This is a genomic window from Clostridium sp. BSD2780061688st1 H5 (assembly GCF_005845155.1).
In the GTDB taxonomy this organism is placed as follows: Bacteria; Bacillota; Clostridia; order Lachnospirales; family Lachnospiraceae; genus Claveliimonas; species Claveliimonas intestinigallinarum.
Genome location: NZ_SPGT01000011.1, coordinates 91,088 through 111,275 on the forward strand (window position 1 = coordinate 91,088; position 20,188 = coordinate 111,275).

At 50.8% G+C, this 20,188-nt stretch carries 22 protein-coding genes; 6 read left to right on the forward strand and 16 right to left on the reverse strand.

Annotation, left to right across the window (positions count from 1 at the left end):
• Positions 1-55: 55 nt before the first annotated feature.
• From FGQ86_RS08825 to FGQ86_RS08850, 6 genes are all read right to left on the reverse strand, one after another.
• On the reverse strand, positions 56-1,066 hold the full coding sequence (locus FGQ86_RS08825) for an ABC transporter permease (protein ID WP_052084158.1): 1,011 nt from the start codon (positions 1,064-1,066) through the stop codon (positions 56-58).
• Positions 1,047-2,567, reverse strand: a complete 1,521-nt coding sequence (locus FGQ86_RS08830) for a sugar ABC transporter ATP-binding protein (RefSeq protein WP_033126885.1) — start codon at positions 2,565-2,567, stop codon at positions 1,047-1,049. The genes FGQ86_RS08825 and FGQ86_RS08830 overlap by 20 nt, the downstream gene beginning before the upstream one ends.
• 26 nt (positions 2,568-2,593) lie before the next feature.
• Entirely contained in the window at positions 2,594-3,574 is a 981-nt protein-coding gene (locus tag FGQ86_RS08835) for a sugar ABC transporter substrate-binding protein (RefSeq protein ID WP_033126886.1), read from the reverse strand.
• Between the two features lie 297 nt (positions 3,575-3,871).
• On the reverse strand, positions 3,872-5,155 hold the full coding sequence (ltrA, locus tag FGQ86_RS08840) for a group II intron reverse transcriptase/maturase (protein ID WP_033126887.1): 1,284 nt from the start codon (positions 5,153-5,155) through the stop codon (positions 3,872-3,874).
• Between the two features lie 560 nt (positions 5,156-5,715).
• The gene (locus tag FGQ86_RS08845) at positions 5,716-7,086 is read right to left on the reverse strand and encodes an MATE family efflux transporter (protein ID WP_242842875.1); all 1,371 of its coding nucleotides are present in this window, start codon (positions 7,084-7,086) and stop codon (positions 5,716-5,718) included.
• 3 nt (positions 7,087-7,089) lie between these two features.
• Positions 7,090-7,530, reverse strand: a complete 441-nt coding sequence (locus tag FGQ86_RS08850; protein WP_033126888.1) for a MarR family transcriptional regulator — start codon at positions 7,528-7,530, stop codon at positions 7,090-7,092.
• 309 nt (positions 7,531-7,839) lie between these two features.
• Between FGQ86_RS08850 and FGQ86_RS08855 the strand changes: the two genes are divergently transcribed.
• Together FGQ86_RS08855 and FGQ86_RS08860 are read left to right on the forward strand one after the other, a co-directional pair.
• The gene (locus tag FGQ86_RS08855) at positions 7,840-9,153 is read left to right on the forward strand and encodes an MFS transporter (RefSeq protein WP_033126917.1); all 1,314 of its coding nucleotides are present in this window, start codon (positions 7,840-7,842) and stop codon (positions 9,151-9,153) included.
• 77 nt (positions 9,154-9,230) lie between these two features.
• Complete coding sequence (locus tag FGQ86_RS08860; RefSeq protein ID WP_033126889.1) at positions 9,231-9,752, forward strand: methyltransferase; 522 nt, start codon at positions 9,231-9,233, stop codon at positions 9,750-9,752.
• Between the two features lie 49 nt (positions 9,753-9,801).
• Here the strand turns inward: FGQ86_RS08860 and FGQ86_RS16685 are convergent, their stop codons facing one another.
• From FGQ86_RS16685 to FGQ86_RS08875, 3 genes are all read right to left on the reverse strand, one after another.
• A complete protein-coding gene (locus tag FGQ86_RS16685) occupies positions 9,802-10,788 on the reverse strand; it encodes a pyridoxamine 5'-phosphate oxidase family protein (RefSeq protein WP_081958107.1) in 987 nt (328 codons plus the stop codon).
• A gap of 14 nt (positions 10,789-10,802) precedes the next feature.
• Positions 10,803-11,450: a flavin reductase gene (locus FGQ86_RS08870; RefSeq protein WP_033126890.1), complete on the reverse strand. Its 648-nt coding sequence runs from the start codon at positions 11,448-11,450 to the stop codon at positions 10,803-10,805.
• Between the two features lie 62 nt (positions 11,451-11,512).
• On the reverse strand, positions 11,513-12,271 hold the full coding sequence (locus tag FGQ86_RS08875; RefSeq protein ID WP_081958108.1) for a carbon-nitrogen hydrolase family protein: 759 nt from the start codon (positions 12,269-12,271) through the stop codon (positions 11,513-11,515).
• A 167-nt stretch (positions 12,272-12,438) separates the two neighbouring features.
• Between FGQ86_RS08875 and FGQ86_RS08880 the strand changes: the two genes are divergently transcribed.
• From FGQ86_RS08880 to FGQ86_RS08890, 3 genes are read left to right on the forward strand one after another with little or no spacing between them, the layout of a single operon-like run.
• Positions 12,439-12,966 (forward strand): flavodoxin family protein, encoded by a 528-nt coding sequence (locus FGQ86_RS08880; protein WP_033126891.1) that lies wholly within the window; start codon positions 12,439-12,441, stop codon positions 12,964-12,966.
• 21 nt (positions 12,967-12,987) lie between these two features.
• Positions 12,988-13,992: an aldo/keto reductase gene (locus FGQ86_RS08885; RefSeq protein WP_033126892.1), complete on the forward strand. Its 1,005-nt coding sequence runs from the start codon at positions 12,988-12,990 to the stop codon at positions 13,990-13,992.
• A gap of 35 nt (positions 13,993-14,027) precedes the next feature.
• A complete protein-coding gene (locus FGQ86_RS08890) occupies positions 14,028-14,360 on the forward strand; it encodes an antibiotic biosynthesis monooxygenase (protein WP_033126893.1) in 333 nt (110 codons plus the stop codon).
• A 65-nt stretch (positions 14,361-14,425) separates the two neighbouring features.
• On the opposite strand, the gene FGQ86_RS08895 is transcribed toward FGQ86_RS08890, so the two are convergent.
• The 7 genes from FGQ86_RS08895 to FGQ86_RS08925 form a co-directional block, all read right to left on the reverse strand.
• Positions 14,426-15,367, reverse strand: coding sequence for an aldo/keto reductase (locus tag FGQ86_RS08895; RefSeq protein ID WP_138303545.1), 942 nt, complete (start codon positions 15,365-15,367; stop codon positions 14,426-14,428).
• Positions 15,368-15,532: 165 nt separating this feature from the next.
• On the reverse strand, positions 15,533-16,102 hold the full coding sequence (locus FGQ86_RS08900) for a flavin reductase family protein (RefSeq protein WP_347562501.1): 570 nt from the start codon (positions 16,100-16,102) through the stop codon (positions 15,533-15,535).
• A gap of 38 nt (positions 16,103-16,140) precedes the next feature.
• Positions 16,141-16,392, reverse strand: coding sequence for a hypothetical protein (locus FGQ86_RS08905; RefSeq protein ID WP_195639066.1), 252 nt, complete (start codon positions 16,390-16,392; stop codon positions 16,141-16,143).
• A gap of 27 nt (positions 16,393-16,419) precedes the next feature.
• On the reverse strand, positions 16,420-17,037 hold the full coding sequence (locus tag FGQ86_RS16690; RefSeq protein ID WP_138303547.1) for a DUF362 domain-containing protein: 618 nt from the start codon (positions 17,035-17,037) through the stop codon (positions 16,420-16,422).
• Positions 17,038-17,051: 14 nt separating this feature from the next.
• Positions 17,052-17,783, reverse strand: coding sequence for a DUF4405 domain-containing protein (locus FGQ86_RS08915; protein WP_138303549.1), 732 nt, complete (start codon positions 17,781-17,783; stop codon positions 17,052-17,054).
• Positions 17,784-17,816: 33 nt separating this feature from the next.
• Positions 17,817-18,302 (reverse strand): flavodoxin, encoded by a 486-nt coding sequence (locus tag FGQ86_RS08920; protein ID WP_033126899.1) that lies wholly within the window; start codon positions 18,300-18,302, stop codon positions 17,817-17,819.
• 140 nt (positions 18,303-18,442) lie between these two features.
• A complete protein-coding gene (locus tag FGQ86_RS08925) occupies positions 18,443-19,315 on the reverse strand; it encodes a LysR family transcriptional regulator (RefSeq protein WP_033126900.1) in 873 nt (290 codons plus the stop codon).
• A gap of 245 nt (positions 19,316-19,560) precedes the next feature.
• On the opposite strand from FGQ86_RS08925, the gene FGQ86_RS08930 reads away from it, so the two are divergent.
• Positions 19,561-20,181, forward strand: coding sequence for a TetR/AcrR family transcriptional regulator (locus FGQ86_RS08930; protein ID WP_138303551.1), 621 nt, complete (start codon positions 19,561-19,563; stop codon positions 20,179-20,181).
• Positions 20,182-20,188: the final 7 nt, after the last annotated feature.

Here is a 20,188-nt window from a genome sequence, read left to right on the forward strand (position 1 = left end):
GGACACCATTATGTCCCCGTCTTCCAGAATCACTGAATATTTCTCATACTCCTCTTTACACTTTATCTGTAGCATGTTTATTCCTCCTCTTTTTGTGCAATCTCTTGTTGCTCCTCATCGTATCAAGGTAAACCGCCAACAGGATCAGGAGACCTTTTATGATGATCTGCCAGTACGATGTGACATGCAGCATATTCAGTCCATTATTCATAAATCCCATGATCAGCACACCAATCATAACTCCGCCGGCCGTTCCGATCCCACCATTAAAACTCACACCGCCAAGCACGGCTGCCGCTATGGCATTACACTCAAATCCTTCTCCTGCGTTCGGCTGTCCAGAATATACTCTAGATGCAGCAATCACGCCAGCAAGGGCACTGAACATCCCCGTGATCACAAATACTGTTGTAGTGATTCTTTTTACTTTTATCCCCGCATACACAGCGGCATGCCTGTTTCCTCCTATAGCATACATGCCCCGTCCAAATTTTGTCCTGTTGAGCAATACGCACGTAAATAGAAGACAGATGACAATGACAACTGCCAGGATTGGTACAGGACCTATATATCCTGTTCCGATAGCATTAAAATGGTCGTCATAGCACATGATTGATTTTCCATTCGTCATCAAAAAAGATGCCCCGCGGAAACACTGCTGAGTCGCCAGTGTGATGATAAAACTCGGAATGGTCGTAAATGTAGCAACCAGACCATTAACCAGGCCACAGAAAGCGCCAAAGCAAAGTGTAATCAGTATAGCCACTTCAGCTGGCATACCTGTGTTGATCATAGTCACACAAATGCAGCCACTTAATGCTAAGACACTCCCGACCGACAGATCTATCCCTCCAATAATCAGAACCATCGCCATTCCAAAGGCCAGTACTGAGTCTACACTGATCTGCCGCATGACAGACAAGATGTTGTCTACTGTCAAAAAGGTATCTGTAAAGATAGCCAAGACAAGTACTAGCAGCAGAAGCGCCACCAAAATCATGGAGTTCCTTTTTAGGAATTTATTCATGCCTTTGTTTTCTAACAAATTACCGGTTATATGTTTCATGCTTAAAACCTCCTGTTGCATAATGCATGATGATCTCCTGCGTCACCTTTTCTTTATCCGGTTCAAATATCTTGACCATCTGTCCTTCACACATAACGCCGATCCTGGTACTCATATTCATGACCTCAGGAAGTTCTGAGGAGATCAGAATGATCGCGACACCCTGCCTGGCAATATCACAGATGAGATGATAGATGTCTGATTTTGCGCCTACATCAACACCTCTTGTAGGCTCGTCCAGTATCAGGATCCTAGGATGAGCTGCCAGCCATTTGGAGATAACGATCTTCTGCTGGTTTCCTCCGCTAAGTTCTCCAGCAAGTTGTTCCGTATCAGCCATTTTAATCTCCAGTTGCCCAATATACTCATCAAAGATACTTTTTTCTTTCTTTTGATCGACAAAAACACCTTTAATAAACTCTTTCATGACTGTGATCGTCATATTAAAAGCAATCGTGTTCTCCAAAAAAAGGCCACTTGTTTTCCGATCCTCAGGGACAAGGGCTATACCCCTGTCAATAGCTTGCCTAGTAGATTTAGGAAGGTCCTTTTTCCCATCAATGAAAATTTCGCCAGACTGCACATGGTCTATCCCAAACAGCGCATTTGCCAGTTCAGTCCTTCCTGCTCCCATCAGACCGATCAAGCCGAATATCTCCCCCTCGGCCACAGAAAACGTAATGTCCTGCACCTTTTCTGTCGTGAGATTTCGGACTTCAAGCAGCGTTTTTCCAGGAACAGCCTTATAGTCGGGATAGTAATCTTCTATCTTATGTCCCACCATACTCTGGATGATCTCTTCATAGCTGATTTCCAATAATGGTTTTGTAACCACATGGCATCCATCTCTCATGACAGTCACACTATCTGCAATCTTAAAAATCTCATCCATCTTATGGGAAATATAGATGATCGCTGTACCTTTTTCTTTTAAAGAACGTATCTGTTCAAACAAGAACTCCACTTCCCTGTCCGTCAGAGATGACGTAGGCTCATCCATGACCAGGATCCCTGCATTCATTGAAAGTGCTCTGGCTATCTCTACCATCTGCTGTCTGGATATGCTCAGTTCCCTCACGATCGTATCCGGGCTTACATCATCAAGCCCAATCCTGCCAAGCATTTCCGCTGCTGAGGCATTCATCCTGGGATAATCAATAAAACCTGCCTTGGTCTTAAACTCTCTCCCAAGAAAAATATTTTCTGCCACTGTCATATCCTGCACAAGGACGATCTCCTGATGGATTATAGCAACGCCTGCCTTCTGCGCCTCTTCTACAGAACCCTGCGTCAGTTTCTCACCATCTATCCATATCTCTCCGGAATTACAGGTGTAAATCCCACCTAATACTTTGATCAGGGTGGATTTCCCTGCCCCGTTTTCACCTGCAAGAGCACGGACCTCCCCCCTATCCAATCCGAAATCTACATCGTGCAGTACCTGTACTTCGCCAAAGCTCTTGTTGATCTGTTTCATCTGTAATTTTTTGGCTTTTTCCATAATCCTTGCCCCCTGTAAATTTCAGACTACTCGATTCCCCAATATTCCTTATATGTGTCAATATTGTCTTTTGTGCAAAGATTAAACTGCATGTGGGGATCCTCATCACATGAACCAGTCTCCAACACCTGAATCGCACGATCGGCTGCCTCTATTGCCATCTCTTTCATCGGATAAACAGCTGTGATATCCAGTGCACCATCTTCCATATTTCTGATATCTCCAGAAAGTCCATCTACGTTTGCCACCAAGATGTCGTCTGTTTTTCCTGCTGCTCTGACTGCAGCCGCGATGCCAATACCACAGTTTGAGTTGTTTCCGAAGATAGCAGAAATATCCGGATACTGCTGTAGCCAATCCTCTGTCTTCTTCATAGCTTCATCCTCCGTACAGACGCCATCAAAAACTTCCAAAACATCGATATCATCGTATTGGCTGATCGCATCCTTAAATCCATCCCCTCTTTCCCTGCACACAAAAGCAACATCATATGTCAGCATAGTCAGTGTCCCTCTGTAATCCAGGGCTTCTGCAACTGCCTCGCCCACAGCATAACCGGCTTCATAGTTATCTCCAGTAACAGATCCCACCGTCATATCCAAGAGAGAGTCATCCAATACCTGATTCACACTCAACACTGGGATATCAGCCGCATTACAAAGTTCAAATGCAGATTTAACTCCAACAGAATCGCATGCCTCTACAACGATGAGATCCGCTCCCTGACTGATAAAATCTTCTACGTCTTTTGTCTGCTGTGCCTGATCCGTATCTGCATCTTTGATAACAACTTCATACCCTTCTTTTTCCAATCTTTCCTTCATCGTATCACACAAAAGTGTCAAGCCTTCATTGGTATACATGGAGGTCGTGATCCCTACAAATCCTTTACTTTCTCCTCCTGAAGATTCATTGCTGTCTTTTTTCCCTTCACTTTCAGAACCACAAGCAGCTAATCCTGACATCATTAATACACATAACAAAACACTGATGATCTTCTTTTTCATTTTTTCTCCTTTCACTTTCGTTTCTTACATAGTTTTTATTGTGCTCGAGCACGTTTTGTAATTATAAATTACTCTACATGTGCTATATTGTCAAGTTTTTTTTGATTTCATTTGAATTATTCACTATTTTTCACAAACACTCTTTATAACCTACGCAAAATATGTCTTTTTTTTCGCTATTTTTCACATATTTTGCTCTTGAATAAAATCCACTAACAGCTTTTCGTATAAAATCGAGTAGGGGAGATTTTCTCTCCCCTCTCACACCACCGTACATGCCATTCGGCATACGGCGGTTCAACATAACTTCAAAGCATGACGCTCAGTATAATAGTCAAGACTGCTTATAAGCCCTGCTTTGGCTAATACATCTTTAGAGATTGCCCTGACAGCGCATGTCTTAGTCGCTACCCAGTAATAACGATCTCCACAATACGCTGTCAACCTTGCAAGGTCTTTCCCGACTCCCAGTTTCTGCAAGCCCCATTGTCGCTTCCCTGGAACTTTCCACTGTTTCCAGATGATGACTCTGAGTCTTGTCCTTAAATGTGCGTCTATCTCTGTCATTGCTGTTTTCATGGAACCAAGGGCATAGTAGTTAATCCAGCCTCTTGTCACCTGATTGACTTTCTCAATCTTACTCGTGACTGTTCCCACCATTTTCCTACAAGTCAGTTCTTTCAATCTGCCTTTGAGCTTTTTCACTGACTCCTGATGGGGCCTGCACTTCCATTCTTTCGTCTTGCTGTCTTTGTAGAACCCGAAACCAAGATATTTCAGTTTTGTCGGCCTTGTGATGTGGCTCTTTGTCATGTTGACCTTTAACCCAAGTTTCCTCTGTATCCAGTCCGACACCGTCCGCATTACTCTTTTTGCACTCGATTCGCTTTTGACCTCTATTACACAGTCATCTGCGTATCTTGTAAATCGGAGTCCTCTTGTTTCCAGTTCCTTATCCAGTTCATTCAGCATGATGTTTGACAGCAGGGGGGACAGATTTCCGCCCTGCGGGGTTCCCAGTTTTGTTTCCTCGTAGCCCTGCGGCGTCATAACTCCTGCTTTCAGGTACTTGCGGATTAGGGATTCTGTATCGCCATCATTGATTATGTCGTGAACCAGACTCATCAACTTGTCCTGCGGTACATTATCGAAAAACTTCTCCAGGTCAATATCTACGATCCATTCATAACCTTCGTTTAAATATACAAGCAGTTGTCTGATTGTCATTTCACAGCTTCGGTTCGGTCTGAAGCCATAACTCCACTCTGAAAACAAAGGCTCACACATGGGGCTTATCACCTGCACGATACCTTGCTGGATCACCCGGTCCATTACAGTCGGAATTCCCAGTTTTCTTACTCCACCATCCGGTTTGGGGATTTCCACCCTCCTGGCCGGCTGTGGTTTGTACTTCCTGTGCCTGATTTGATTCCTGATACTTTCCCAGTTCTCTTTGATATAATCGCCGAGTTCTTCAATCGTCACCTCATCTACTCCTCCTGCACCTTTGTTGGCACAGACCTTTTTGTATGCAGTGTTCATGTTGTCTTTGGACAGTATCTTTTCCAACAGTTCTGACATTGCCTTGTGTGCTTTCTCCTCGTTCTCACGGATTCGCCCTAAGCTATGCAGTACCTGCTCATTTACGTTTCGCCATTCCTGCCGTTAGGTATTCCATGAGGCATACATTTGATTACACGGTTACATTGTTCGGTCCTTCGGCAACGCTCATTTCAGAGCTTTGCCTACTACGACTTCTGCTGACTTCTCACAGTTCGTTGTTACTACGGTATATCTCCGTCTGTGAGACCTCGCGGGATAAGCCTGCCAGTCTTTCCTCGTCTACCCGCCTGATTTACGCACATGGGTTACGGTTGCCTTTAGGACTTCGCTATCTTGGGCCAGCTTATCCGCCATGTACGCCTTATATCAGGTTTCTGTTCGTCAGGCTACGATTTCGCTATCCCTTCTTCTCGTCCACACCTCGCGATGTAAACCTTGGGAGTCACTATGGGGTTCGTTGGCAACTACGCCCCTTGTGGACTTTCACCACAGACTGACGGCATGCCCGTCATACACAAAAAAATCTCAGTATCATTTCCAATACTGAGATTTTCCTTTATAGTCTTATATAGTGTCATTTAAACGTCTGCTTTTTTCATGAGCTTTTTAAACTCCCTGTAAAACAAAGTAGACGTAGTCAGCACCGCAATGGCGTCCGCCACCGGCTCCGCCAGGAACACGGCGAACACCTTATCCTCCAGAAGAGCCGGGAGAATGTAGATCAAGGGGATGAGCACGATGATCTTCCGGAAAATAGCCAGGAAGGCGCTGACTCTGGAATTGCCCAGGGCGATGAAGGACTGCTGGCAGGAAATCTGGATGCCCATCAGGAGCACGGAGCCCATGTAAATCCGCAGGGCCCACTTGGTCAGCTCCGCAAGCTGGGCGTCATTGGTAAAAATGGCCACAAAGAGTCCCGGCACAAGCTGCACTGCCGCCCACAGCACAAAGGCAAAGGTAAAACAGCAGATCGTCTGGATCTGGAAGGCCTTCTTCACTCTGGCCATGTTTCCCGCGCCGTAGTTGAAGCTGATGATAGGCTGTCCGCCCTGGGTCAGGCCCTGCAGGGGCAGCATGGCAAACTGCATGACGCTGGACAGAATAGTCATGGCTCCCACCGCCAGATCCCCGCCGTACTTCAGCAGAGAAGAGTTAAAACACAGAAGCAGGATGCTCTCCGTGGACTGCATGACAAAGGGCGCCACGCCAAGGCCCACGCAGGGCATGAGAAGAGACCGGCGGATGCGCAGGTTTTCTTTTTTCAGCCTGAGCACGGTCTTTTTTCCGCACAGGAACCAGACCGCCCACACGGCGCTCAGCGCCTGGGACAGGATGGTGGCCAGGGCTGCTCCTGCCACGCCCATGTCAAACAGGAAAATGAACACCGGGTCAAGCACAATGTTGGTGACCGCCCCGATCACCACGGTGAGCATGCTGATCTTGGAAAATCCCTGGGCAGAGATAAAGGCGTTCATGCCCAGCGTCAGCTGCACAAAGATGGTTCCAACGGCATAGATACTCATGTACTCCTTGGCGTAGCCTATGGTATCGCTGCTGGCGCTGAAAAGATAGAGGAGGGGTTCCTGGAAGAGGAGCACCGCCGCCGTCAGGATGACAGCTATCACGATCAGGGCCGTAAAACAGTTCCCCATGATCTTCTCCGCGGTTTTGTTGTCCTTTTTTCCCATGTAGATACTGGCTCTGGGCGCTCCGCCCATGCCGATCAAACTGGCAAAGGCGGATATGATCATGATCAGGGGGAAGCAGACCCCCACTCCCGTCAGAGCCGTGGAGCCGATCTCCGGTATGTGCCCGATGTACATCCGGTCCACCATGTTATAAAGCGCATTCACGAGCTGGGATGTGATGGCCGGCACTGCCAGCGTCATCAGAAGTCGCCCTATGGGCTCCTCTCCCAGATTCACTTCTCTCGATATCTCCATCTTCATTGTCTATCTCTCTCCTTTTTCTGTAAATCTGTCAAGAATTTTCGTCATAGTCGCCTCCATCTGGTCGATCTCCTCCTGGGAAATCCCCTCCAGAAAGGCTTCATTGATCTTTTTTATCTCCCCCTGCAGTCTGCTGACAAGAGGCGCTGCCAGCTCTGTCAGACAAATTCTCTGAATCCTCCTGTCCCGCTCATCCTGCCGGCACTCCACCAGTCCTTTGGCGGCCAGGGACTCCAGGCTCCGGCTCACAAGCCCTTTGGAGACGCCCAGGATGACCCGCAGCTGGCTGGCCGTGTCAATGGTCCGGTTGTTGGACAGGAGAATGAGTATGGAAATCTCATTGGGTGAAAACCGCTCCTCCTCGAATTTCCTGTTCAGTTCATTGGCATACACCTGCCGGATCTGGTTAAAATAGCCAAGCATGGCCTCCACTGTTCTCTGCATGTCTCTTCCCCCGCAAGGTCACTATAGTTTACTTGTAAACAATATGTAGTGTATAACAAAAGGCGGCATCTGTCAATGCCGATGTTGTCATCAGGAGACGTTTCCGGTATAATAGCAGATACACGACACATATGCGCATTTTCTGAGAGAGGAGGCATCCACGTGAGGCTTTGTATTGCAGCTGCTCCGTGCAGAGTCTGATCCCGGGCGGGACTGACACGGAGCTTTGTCAAATGGAAAATACTGCCGTCCGGAAAGGGCTTTGCACTTTTGATCTGTTTTATCAAAAAAGAGAAAAGGAGCAAAGTCATGATACAAAAACTGAATACTTTATTTAATGGATTACATACATTTATCATCCTCTGGGCCACCCAGGGATTCTCAGCCCTTGGCAGCTCCATGACGAGCTACGCCCTTGTCATATGGGCCTACCAGCAGGAGAGGTCGGCTCTGGCCTCCTCCCTTCTGACTGTGTGTTCCTACGCCCCCTATGTGCTGCTGAGCATTTTTGCGGGAGCCTTAAGCGACCGCTGGAACAAAAAGCTCACCATGCTGGTGTGCGACAGCTTTGCGGCCCTGTGCACGCTTTCCGTCCTGGCCCTCCTTGCGACCGGACGCCTGGAGCTTTGGCACCTCTATGTGGTCAACGCCTTGAGCGGTCTTGGGAACACCCTGCAGCAGCCCGCCTCGGATGTGGCGGTGAGCCTTTTGACTCCCAGAGAGCAGTACCAGAAGGCAGCGGGGATGCGGGCCTTTTCCAACTCCCTTGTGACTATACTGGCGCCGGTTTTCGCCACAGCCCTTCTGTCGGCCCTGGGCATTTACGCGGTCATCGCCTTTGACCTTCTCACCTTCACGGCAGCCTTCCTCTGTCTGGTCTTCTTTGTGAAGATACCGGAGCGGGATCTGTCCAAAGGCTCTGAGGGACAGTCGTCTGTGCTGGTGGCTGCCGGCCAGGGCCTGCGCTACCTGGGGGAAAACCGGGGGATCCTGGATCTCATCCTCTTTCTGGCCTCCATCAACCTGGTGGCCTCGGTGTACAATGCGGCCCTTCCCGCCATGCTTCTCTCCAGAAACGGGGGAAGCCAGGGGGCTCTGGCATTGGTATCCGCATGTACAGGCCTGGCAAATGTGGCAGGCAGCGCCATCGCCACCTTCCTGCCGGCACCCAGGAGCCGGGTCAGAGCCATCTGCCTCTCCCTCCTCTTTGCCATGAGCACGGAAAACTTTCTTCTTGCTCTTGGACGGAGCACCCCTGTGTGGTGCCTGGGAGCTGTCCTTGGCTGGCTCTTCATCCCGGTCATGAACACCAACATGGATGCCCTCTTCCGCACCCACATACCCTTGGAGATGCAGGGGCGGGTCTACTCCGCGAGAAATACTCTGCAGTTTTTCACCATACCTGTAGGCTATCTGCTGGGCGGTGTTCTCGTAGACCGGGTCTTTGAGCCCTTTATGGCAGGCCAGGACAGGGGCAGCATCCCGTCCATCCTGTTTGGCACTGGAAAGGGATCAGGCGCAGCCTTTCTGTTCTTTGTGATCGCATTTGCAGGCATACTGGTATGCCTCTACTTCCAGAGAGACAGGCATATATGGGAGCTGGAGGGCAAAAGAAACGATTAAATTTACACCAATAAAATGTGCAGGCGCAGACTTCTCGGTCTGCGCCTGTATGCCATACATTTCCAGGAGGAAACAAAATGAACGGATTTATACTGCTGCTTCCCTTTTTCTTTATCAGGTTCGTCGTCCTGGCATTTCTTGACAAAGCCTCTCTACAAAGAGCAGCCATGTTTGCACCCCTGAAGGGAAACGAAAAACCAGCTTATTACATATATCAGTTGACAAATGCAGGAATTATTCTCTATCCTTTCTTCCTCACAGTAAAGCCGGCTCTGTCCCCATTCTTCCTCCTTGGGCTCATCTGCTATCTTCTGGGACTGCTCCTCTGTCTGGTCACGGTGGCGGCCTTCGCCTCGCCGGATGAAAACGGGCTCAACACTGACGGAATTTACCGCTTTTCCCGCAATCCCATGTATGTCTCTTACTTTTTCTGCTTTCTTGGGATAGCGCTGCTGACTAGGTCACTGCTCCTGCTCGGGGTCGTCCTCCCATTTCAGGTCAGCGGCCATTTCATCATCCTCTCCGAGGAGAGATGGTGCCGCGAGAAGTTCGGGGCGGCATATGAGGAGTACTGCCGGAAAGCGCGGCGGTATATATAAATATATATGAGTAAGGTCAGCTCCTGCGGCCAAACAGGCAGGTCTCCTCTCATTCCCCCTGGTATTCTGTCAGGGAATACCTCTCTCCTTCCGCTTCAAACACCTCTTCAAAGGGCAGGCCCTCCCGGTAGATCCATCTCTTGATGTAGACCGGGCTCATCACAAACAGCCTCTCGTTTTTCAGGCCGGAATACCTCTCAAAGGAGCCGGGAAAATGCTTTCTGTACAGTCCGGCAAATCTCTCATTTTCCATGGGATGTCCCAGCTCCCTGCAGACGCCCTCAATCTGTATATTGTCCATGCACAGAGCCGCCTTCTTATTCTCCGCAAGCTGCCTGTACTTGAGGAAGGTTTGGTCTGTCTGAAAATACAGAAGCCCCTCCATCTGGATAATGCTCATCATCCTGGAGGAAACTCTGTCTTTCGCGGCAGTGGAGAGCACCATCTTCTTCGCCTCGCCAAAGGCTGCCCAGAAAGAGCTCTGCTGCCTTCGAAACTCATTTTCATGGTTCCTGGCGTACTGCAGGAGCTCCGGCGTCCCGGACCAGTACCGGACGCCCCAGTGTTCAAAATCCCATTCCTCCATATAGTCGTTGCACTCATAGTCAATATAATATAAGACGCCCTCCCGCAGGATAAAGTTGGTGGGAAAATAATCGATGTTAAGTCCTGCCGTGCCGAGGCGGAGGCACATGTCTTCGACCTGCTCCTGGCAGATTTCCGGCAGCACACCTCTAAGCACGAGGTCATACACGGTCTCTCCCTCTATGAACTCCTTGACGATCCTCTCCTTCTCCCGATCCACGTCCAGCAGCTCTGGCATGGGAATTCCAATATTTCTCAGTCTTTTATAGTCCTGCAGCTCCGACTCCAGCTTATCCCCGAACTGGTAGTAATCGCAGGGCTCATGGTGGATCTGCTTTAAGACCACGTAGTTTCCTCCCGCAAGGGCCAGGTAGGAATAGCCGCCCTTCCCTTTCCCCAGAAGCTTCAGAATAGTGTACTTTGTTCCGTTTACAATGACTGTCTGTTCCACGCTTTCTCTCCCCTTCAATCGTATTTCTCAATCTTCACCGTCCCGATGGCCGACAGATCCGGCTCCCCGGTGACAAGGTTCTGGGGCGAGGGCACAAGCATCATAAAGCCCTCCTCCCCGTATCTTTTCGCATAGCCCTGGGCGTAGTCCTCCTCCACGGACATGTGCTCCACTTTTCCGATGACCATGGCCGCCATGCCGGCGCCGCTTAAGTCCTGCACGTCCCGCAGAGTGCACTCCATGGTCAGGAACGCCTCCCTTATCACCGGGGCATGGATGGACCTGGCCTCCTCCAGAGTGAAATTCCCTGGCTGAAACTCATCGCTGTCGTACTCGTTATGGAAAATAGTCTCTGTCAGCCTGTCATAACAGCTGATGGGCAGGAAATTGACGCAGAAGCATCTCTCCCGCAGGATGTTGGCGTAGGTGTGGGTGTGCTGGTACAGATTGCCCATGACCGCGAAAAAGGCGGTCTTGTCCCCGTGAAAGCAGCTCCAGCTGTGGAGGCACACATTGGGCTTCCCGTTCTCCTTCCATGTAGTGATGGCAAAGAGCGCGCCGGGGACAGCGGCGGTCGTCTCAAAGTGGGAGAAAAGCTGGAACTCCTCCGGGTACAGGGATTTGAAATATCCGGGGAACTCTTTCCCAATCTCAATCTTCATGTTCTGCATCCTCCTTCTTAAAAATCAGGATTTTATAAATGACTATACGCGGTTGCCCCCGGCTATATCCGGTGGTCACTCCTGACAAAGGGCTCCTCCGATCCGGCCTGCAGGATACACATGTCTCTTGAGCCCGGAAGCTCCGGCAGGTACGCCACCCCGTCAAAGACGGTGGAGCCCCCGTTGCAGTCCGGTACTGTGCCCGGGTAATTGCAGGTACAGATGGCCGTCATGTTCTCAAAGGCCCTGGCCCGGATCTGGGAGAGCCGGTTGATCTCCATGGGACAGGCGTTGGGCACGAGAATGAGCTCCGCCCCCTTCAGCATCAGAATTCTGGCGCTCTCCGGAAATTCCCGGTCATAGCATATCATGGCTCCGGTCTTCACCGGGCCCAGGGGCGTGTCCAGGTCTGCCACATAGAAATCCTCTCCCGGCAACAGGTCCGCCTCCGCCCCGAACTCGCAGGTGTGCACCTTTGCGTAGGTGAGGACCCTCTCCCCGTTCCGATCAAATAGTGCCAGCGCATTGCGGCATCCCGCTCCGCATTTTTCCAGAAATGTAATGCCGATGGCCATGGAAAGCTCCCGGGCCAGCTCGCCAAAAGCCCGGACAAAGGGGCCATCCGCCGGAACCGCCTCCTTTTTCCACTCCTCATAGTTCCTGCTGCCTATATCGTAGCCACAGCTCCACATCTCCGGAAAAAGGGCGATGTGTGCTCCCATCTTTTTCGCTTCTTTACAGTATTCTATCCCCTTCTTCAGATTGCCCTCCAGCGTGCCGCAGGGGGCAATCTGGAGGAGGGCTGTCCTCAACAGCTCCATATCCTTCTCTCCTTCCATTTGCCTATACTATATCAGTCTTTCAAAGTCCTGACAAGTATCATCAGCATCTTGACGCAATGTCAACAAAAGAATATAATAATATTGCTGACACAGTGTCAGCATTTCATGTAAACAATACGGGAGACAATCAGATTGGAGGAATGTAAATGAAACATGTTTTAATTCTTTCAGCAAGCCCGAGGAAAAACGGAAACTCGGACATTCTCTGCCGCCAGTTTATGCGCGGCGCTCAGGATGCCGGGCACAGGACAGAGTTAATCTCTCTGTACGATAAAAGCACTGAATTCTGCCGGGCCTGCTACGCCTGCTTCACAACAGGCAGAGGCGTCCTCAGGGACGATATGGAAGAAATTCTCGATAAAATGCAGCAGGCAGACGTCATCGTTGTGGCGACGCCCACCTATTTCTACTCTATGAACGGAAAGCTGAAGACAGTGATCGACCGCTTTCTTCCCAGATGGCAAAATCTCGGCGGACATGATGTCTATCTGATCATCACCGGACATGACAGAAAAGAAGGGCTGAAGCTCGTGGAGGAAGAGCTGAACACAATCTTTACCGGCCTGGGAAACCAGGTCAAAGGCTGTATCTGGGGAGAGGAAGTCTGGCAAAAAGGTGAAGTGGAAAACACAAAGGCTATGGACGAAGCCTATCAGGCCGGCAGTCACATATAATTTGGATAAGGAGGAAACAAAATGGAATACACAAAACTTGGGAACACAGATATAGAAGTGTCAAAGCTCTGTGTGGGCTGCATGAGCTTTGGAAAAGCCGGCACAATGCATGACTGGACAGTGGATGAGTCCGCCACAGAAAAGATCGTAAAACACGCCCTGGATCTGGGCATCAATTTCTTCGACACAGCCAACGGATATTCAGAGGGCACCAGCGAGGAATACCTGGGCCGCGCGCTCAAAAAGAATATCGCGAGAGACAAGGTCGTCATCGCCTCAAAGGTCTACTTCAATCCGGGAAGGCTTTCTTCCGAGGCCATCCACCGGGAGATGGACGGAAGCCTGAAGCGTCTCGGCACGGATTACCTGGATCTGTATATCATCCACAGGTTTGATTACGAGACGCCCATCGAGGAGACCATGGAGGCACTGAACGATCTTGTGGTGTCCGGAAAGGTGCGGGCCATCGGGGCCTCGGCCATGTACGGATACCAGTTCTACAATATGCAGCTGGCCGCCAGGGATAACGGGTGGACACCCTTTGTGGCGATGGAAAATCACTACAATCTGCTCTACCGGGAGGATGAGCGGGAGCTGATCCCCATCTGCCGCCAGATGAATGTATCCCTCATGCCCTACAGCCCTCTCGCGGCGGGACACCTCACCCGGCCGGAATGGAATTCCGACTCTCTCCGCAGCAAAACCGATCGGGCAGCGATGGGAAAATATGACAGCACCCAGGAGCAGGATATGGAGATTGTCCGCCGCGTCCACTCTCTGTCGGAAAAATACGGCGTGAAGATGCAGCAGATCGCGCTGGCATGGGAGTGGGCCAAGGGTGTGGCGTCTCCCATCATCGGAGCCACAAAAGCCGCGCATTTTGACGATGCCGCAGGGGCATTTTCCGTAAAGCTCACCAAGGAAGACATCGCTTTTCTGGAGGAGCCCTATGTGCCCCACAGGATCGTGGGAGCCATTGACCATAATCCGGCAGACGGCGTCATGCTGCTGGACGAAAAGAAATAAAATCCTATCAATTTCAGAGAAGCGAGGTATATGAAATGAGCATCACAATGAATTTATATTATACAGGCGAGAGCGGCAATGCGCGCAGGTTTGCCGAGGAGATGGAGAAAAGCGGGACAGCCGCGCGGATCCGGTCAGAAGCCGGGAACGAGAAATACGATTACTTCTTCCCCATGAAGGATCCTGAGACAGTACTGCTGATCGACAGCTGGAGAGATCAGGAGGCACTCGACGCCCATCACGCCTCACCTATGATGGAGACCATCGCTCAGCTCCGGGAGAAATACGATCTGCATATGAGAGCGGAAAGATACGTGTCTGACAGCGAAGGGATTTCCGCTTCAGACTCAAAATTCATCAAAAAATAGGGTTAAAACAAAGAAAATCGCTGAGGCCGCAAGACTTCAGCGATTTTTTTGAAATAACCGTCCTTCTATTTCATTTCCTTTTCCCAGTAACGGATCACATTCACCTGTGCCCCATCACCAAGTTTTTCCAACGTCTCGATCTCTTCCGCAGTGAGCTCTATTTCCGCTGCTTTCACAGCGTCCTCCACCTGATAGACCTTCGTCACACCAATGATCGGCAGTGTCCCTTTGGCGATTGCCCAGGCGACCGGGATCTGCGCGATTGCCGCGTGATGGCGGTCCGCAATCTCTTTCAGCCCCACATTCAGCTTCTCCAGCTCCGGGAGCATGGGATTATATGTCCTTCCCCGGTCTGAGTCCGCCGGGAACGGATGCTCTGTGTCGTATTTTCCGGTCAGTGCTCCCTGCTCCAGTACCATATAGGAGAAGAAGATAATGTTATTTTCTTTGCAGTAGTCCAGAATCCCGGAGGTTTCGGAAGACCGGTTCAGAAGGCTGTAGTGGTTCTGGATCGCGGAGATCTTCAGCCCCTCTTTGGCAAGGATATCCGCTGCCTCTTTGATTTCCGCCAGACTGTGGTTTGAGAGACCGATCTTCCCTATCTTTCCGCTCTTTGCAAGGGGGATCAGCTCTGTCACCCATTTTGGCGCGTCCACAGGGTTGTGTATCCAGTAAAAATCCATATAATCTGTCCCCAGCAGCTCTGCGCTTTTTTCATACAGTGCGGTCACTGCATTTTCTGCTGCTGGATCCGCACACTGCGGGGTAAATTTATCTGAGATCAAATAGCTGTCTCTTGGGATTGTTCTGAGGAAATCCCCCAGCACCTTTTCAGAGGTTCCCATCCCGTACGCATACGCGGTATCCCAGAGATTGAGTCCTGCTTTCATCGCTGCGTCAAATACAGGCCTGAGAGTTTCCGGCGCAAGGTTTCCTCCAAATGTACCGTCATTTCCCCACGCCCATGCCCCAAGAGCAATCCTGGGAATATCTTTTATTTCTGCCATGTTATTTCCCTCCAATATTTATTTGATTTCTATAATTATTATAAAAAGCATTCCGGCTTAAGTCTAATACCTGTCAATCATCATTTTTCATGCCCCACATGTATAATTCTGAGCAGCGGATACTTTAACGGCTTGCCATCCCATCCAGGCACAGAAAATATCCTGCTACTCACTCAGGTTCATGCATTTCCCGATCACGTCCCCTGTGGTAAGATACTCATACGCCGGCATTTCAAAAAGAACCGGCTTCAGTGTGCGGTAATCGATCTTCCCGGCTTCGTTCAGCACGCTCTCCTCCGCATAGACCCCGTCGATCCTGCAGATGAAGCTCTCAAAGCCTTCTGTCTCGTAAATGTCGTCCACAGTGCAGTCCATGACAACCGGAGCCTCGTCGATGACCGGCGCGCCCGTTCCCTCTGTGCGGTAGGCAAACATCCCGGATTTATCCACCTTGTTTCCGCTGACGCATCCGGCGCGGTCCGCTTTCTTCAGCATTGCCTTGTCCACGATATTTACCGTCAGAGCCCTCGTCTCTCTAATACCCTGATTAGTATAGTGGGCTTTCGCGAGGCTGACCATGATCCGGTCATGTCCGATGATCCCCACATGTCCCACCAGAGCATAGTTCGGTTTCCCGTTCACCATCGCTCCCACCACGACAAGGGGCGTGGGATAGAGCGCAATACTGTCTCCAATATGCTTTTTCATCTGCTTTTCCTTCATTTCATTTTCCACTTATTTTTTATCTTCCTATATATGGCAAAGATGTCCGCTCACAGGATCCGATCTACTGTCAGCCCAATCACCAGGGAAATCAGGATTACATAGCCCAGATAGAGGACAAATCTTTTCGCCCCCAGCCTTTTCCCCCCAAGAGCCCCAAAGGCGGACTGGATCTTCCCTTTGCCGAACACAGAGATAGCAGAGCCGATCACCATCCCCAATACCCAGTAAAAGAAAACCTGCTCCAGCTGGATGCTGAAATAGTACCATATGTAAATACATTCTCTCCTCAAAATCTCCATGCCGTCCCGCCTTCCGCCGTCTCGTCTCTAACCTTCTATATTGATCAGCTCATATGTCCTGCTGCCAAGTCCTATTTCCTCCGCGTGCTCCAGCGTGTGCAGACCGTTTCTGGATTCAATCCTCTCCACCATAGAGTCCCCGTCCCGCGCGCTGTAGACCAGGTTAACACAGGCCTGATCCAGGGCCACCGGGTCATAGGACGCGAGTATCCCGATATCGTGCATGTCAGGCTGAGCCGGGTTCCCGTCGCAGTCGCAGTCCACAGAAAGACGGTTCATGACATTGATATACAGGATATTCCCATCCAGGTAATCCACAACAGATTTTCCTGCCTCCGCCATGGACTCCAGAAAAGCGTCCTGGTCTCCGCCCCACATGCTGCCGCCGGTGCCGCCGCTGTGGATATGGGCCTTTCCCTCCGGGGAAGCCTGAAGGGCCTCATAGACGGCGATCAATCCATCTGAGCTGATGTCTGTTGTCATATAGACCGCCGGGGAACCGGCGGCAGCGCCCGGACTGCCTGTGCCAGCGGCTTCATCGCCGGACGAGACCTCTGTCTCTGGTTCCTGTGTCCTGCCGCATCCGGCCAGCAGGCCTGCAAAAGTCATGGCAGCGACCAGTGTGATCACAAATTTCTTTCTCATAAAACCACCTCGTTTCAAGCTTTCTGTTTTCTGTGCTTCTGAAGAATTCTGGACAAATAGTAGGCGATCCAGATAAACAGCCCCATCATTGCCGCGTAATCTATATAGAAAGTGATCGGGGATTCACTGTAATCCAGGAAAACAAATTCTGTCCTAAGAAACATATAAGTTTCCAAATCTCTTCTCACAAACGCATACATCCCATAGCAGGCGATCCCCGCGCCCAGAAGCCTGAGGACCAGGGCTCGGATCCCGGGAGACGCTTTCTCTCCTGAGCCGCCACCCGGCATCTCTCCTGATGTCTTTCCCGCTATCTTTTCCGACATCTTTCGCGCCCCTGCCAGCGCCATGCCCCAGTGGAGCCCCAGATGCAGCGCCATCAGCACAAATCCCCAGTAGCAGGCTGCCATGTGCATCAGCCTTGCCGTCCCCATCCCACTGTCGATGGGAAGGAACGCAAACACATGCCGGGACACCATGATGCCGCTTGCCAGCAGGCAGAGCATCACAGCCAGCAGTACAAGGTCCACCGCGGTGACCAGCGCTCTCATCCCTGTATATTTTCCGCGGAACAGATTTCTGTGCCAGCCCGGGTTCAGCAGGTGATGGGCTATAAAGAGCACGAGCATGCCTGTCCCCGCCCATTCATGGGCCTCCTCTCCCCAGAGCTGATATCCCATCAGGAACAGGAGCGCCAGAGTCATGAGAAGGTCCACTGCCAGCCTGATTTTGGACTTTGTTTTCATTTTTTTCTTTTCTTCACTCATGACCATGCCCTTTCAATCTTTCGGAAAATTCTGTTTCAGCCACGTCGAAATCCTGCCCTGCAGGTCACCGCTTCCGTTTTCCAGCACATACAGACTGCTCCCTATCTTCGCGCCCGGGCAGAGTTCCCTGACGGCCTGCTCCATCCCTCTGTCCTCCCCTCCGCAGTGGCTGAAAAATGGAAGAACGGTCTTCCCTGCCAGATCATTTTCACTGAGCCAGGACGCCAGAGGCGGAGCAATCGTCCCGCACCAGTTGGGCGTGCCGACAAAGATCACATCGTACGCATCCGCCTTGTCATCTACGGGGAGCAGCAGAGGCCTGGTCCGCGTCCGGATCTCTTTTTTCACCTGGGTCAGAAGCCTCTCAAAATCTGACGGATAGGGCTGTCTTGGATAGATCCGGCCAAGACGCCCTCCTGTCTGTCTCTGTATCACTTCCGCGATCCTGCGGGTTTTCCCTGAATAGGAATAACAGACAATCAAAACATTTCCCTGCATATGGCGGCCCTCCTTTTCGTCCATTATCCTATGGCCGCCCCGTTCTGTCTAATACTTGTCCGGTATGGGAAATCATGCTTTCCCCGCATGGCAGAAAATGGCTGCGGCATCAGACCCGTAAGCCGATGCCGCAGCCATTTTCAATGCTCCTGTATTGTCTGTACAAAAAGAGACGCCGCCTGGGAAAACAGATGATTTTTCTTCCAGAGGATCACGCTCCTTGTGACATGCGCCGGGTGGATCTGCCGGAAGCAGAGCTCCGGATCCGCATGGATGGACAAAGCTCCGTCCAGGCAGACCGCGCACCCCATCCCGGCCTCCACCAGAAGAGCCGCATTGGAAAGGATATTGTAGTAAGCCGGGATATCCAGATGGCGCTCCTCACACTGCATCCAGTGGAGGATCTGCTCCTTCGCGTTTTCCCGCCCCGGCATGATCAGGGGATACTGCTTGATGTCCTCCGCTGTCACGGTCTCCTTTTTCGCAAGCTGGTGATCCCGTCGGACGAGAATTCCCCAGGTCTCCTTCTGGGGCATCCTCACATACTCAAATTTTGCGGTGTCAATGGGCTCCATCACAAGGCCAAGGTCAAGCAGGCCGTGCTCGATCATCTCTTTGATATTGTCCGCCATTCCATTGTAGAGTTCAAACTGAACGCCGGGATATTTTTCACGGAATTCTTTCATGCAGACAGCCAGTGTGCGCCCGCCCACAGCCTCCGTGGCGCCGATCCGCACAGTGCCGCAGATGATGTCCTTCTTGTCTGTAAATGTATGCTCCAGCTTGTCCGCCAGCTCTACAATGGTTTCCGCCTGCTGCCTGAACAGGAAGCCCTCATCCGTCAGCGTGACAGAGCGTTTCCCCCGGATCAGCAGCGCCGTCCCCATCTCGTCCTCCAGCTCCTTCAGCTGGCGGCTGAGTGTGGGCTGGGTAACATGAAGAATATCGGCGGCTCTCGTGATATTCCCCTCGGCCGCCACTGTCAGAAAATATTTCAGCACACGCAGTTCCATCCTGATCCCTCCTGTAGGTTTTCTTACTATCCGGTTTCTTTTTACTTCTAATTTACCAGCTATTCGGTCAGAGGGCAAATGCTTATATTTTATAACAGGATATCAATGTCAGGCATAGGGCTCATGTGAGAGCGGGCAGCAGGATCATTCCTGTTCCCCTCTTGACACAGCTCCCGAAATCGTCTATAATCATAACATCGTTTCAAAACAGTGTTATAAATTAGTTGAAAGGAAGCAGATCTGGTATGGCAAAGCAGATAGAAGGCGTGTACGAGGCAATCCTCTCCTGCGCCAAAAAGGAATTTTTAGAGAAGGGCTACAGGGATGCATCCCTTCGGGTCATCGCCCAGGAGGCCGGCACAAGCACAGGCTCCATCTATACCCGCTTCGGGGACAAGGAGGGGCTATTTGAGGCGATCGTCGGTCCCGCCGCCGACCAGCTCACGGAAATGTTTTTAAAGACACAAAAAGATTTCCACAATCTGAGTGAAGATACACAGCGGGCCGAGATGGGACAGTATACGGCAGACCATCAGATGCGGATGCTGGACTGCATTTATGAACATTTCGATGAATTCCGGCTTCTCCTGGACTGCGCGGAGGGCACCCGCTTCTCTGCTTTTCTGGATAAGCTGGTAGATATCGAGGTGGACTACACCTACAAATATATGGAAGTCATCGGGTGCGAGAGCGTAAAGTCCGGACTGATCACCGAGGAATTTATCCACATCGTCACAACCGCCTATTTCAACGGCATGTTCGAGGTGGTTCGGCACAGGATGGAAAGGGCCGACGCGGACAAATACATCCGGCTTCTCAACCGATATCACATGCAGGGCTTCACCACCATCTTCAACCCGGAATAGAGGGCTT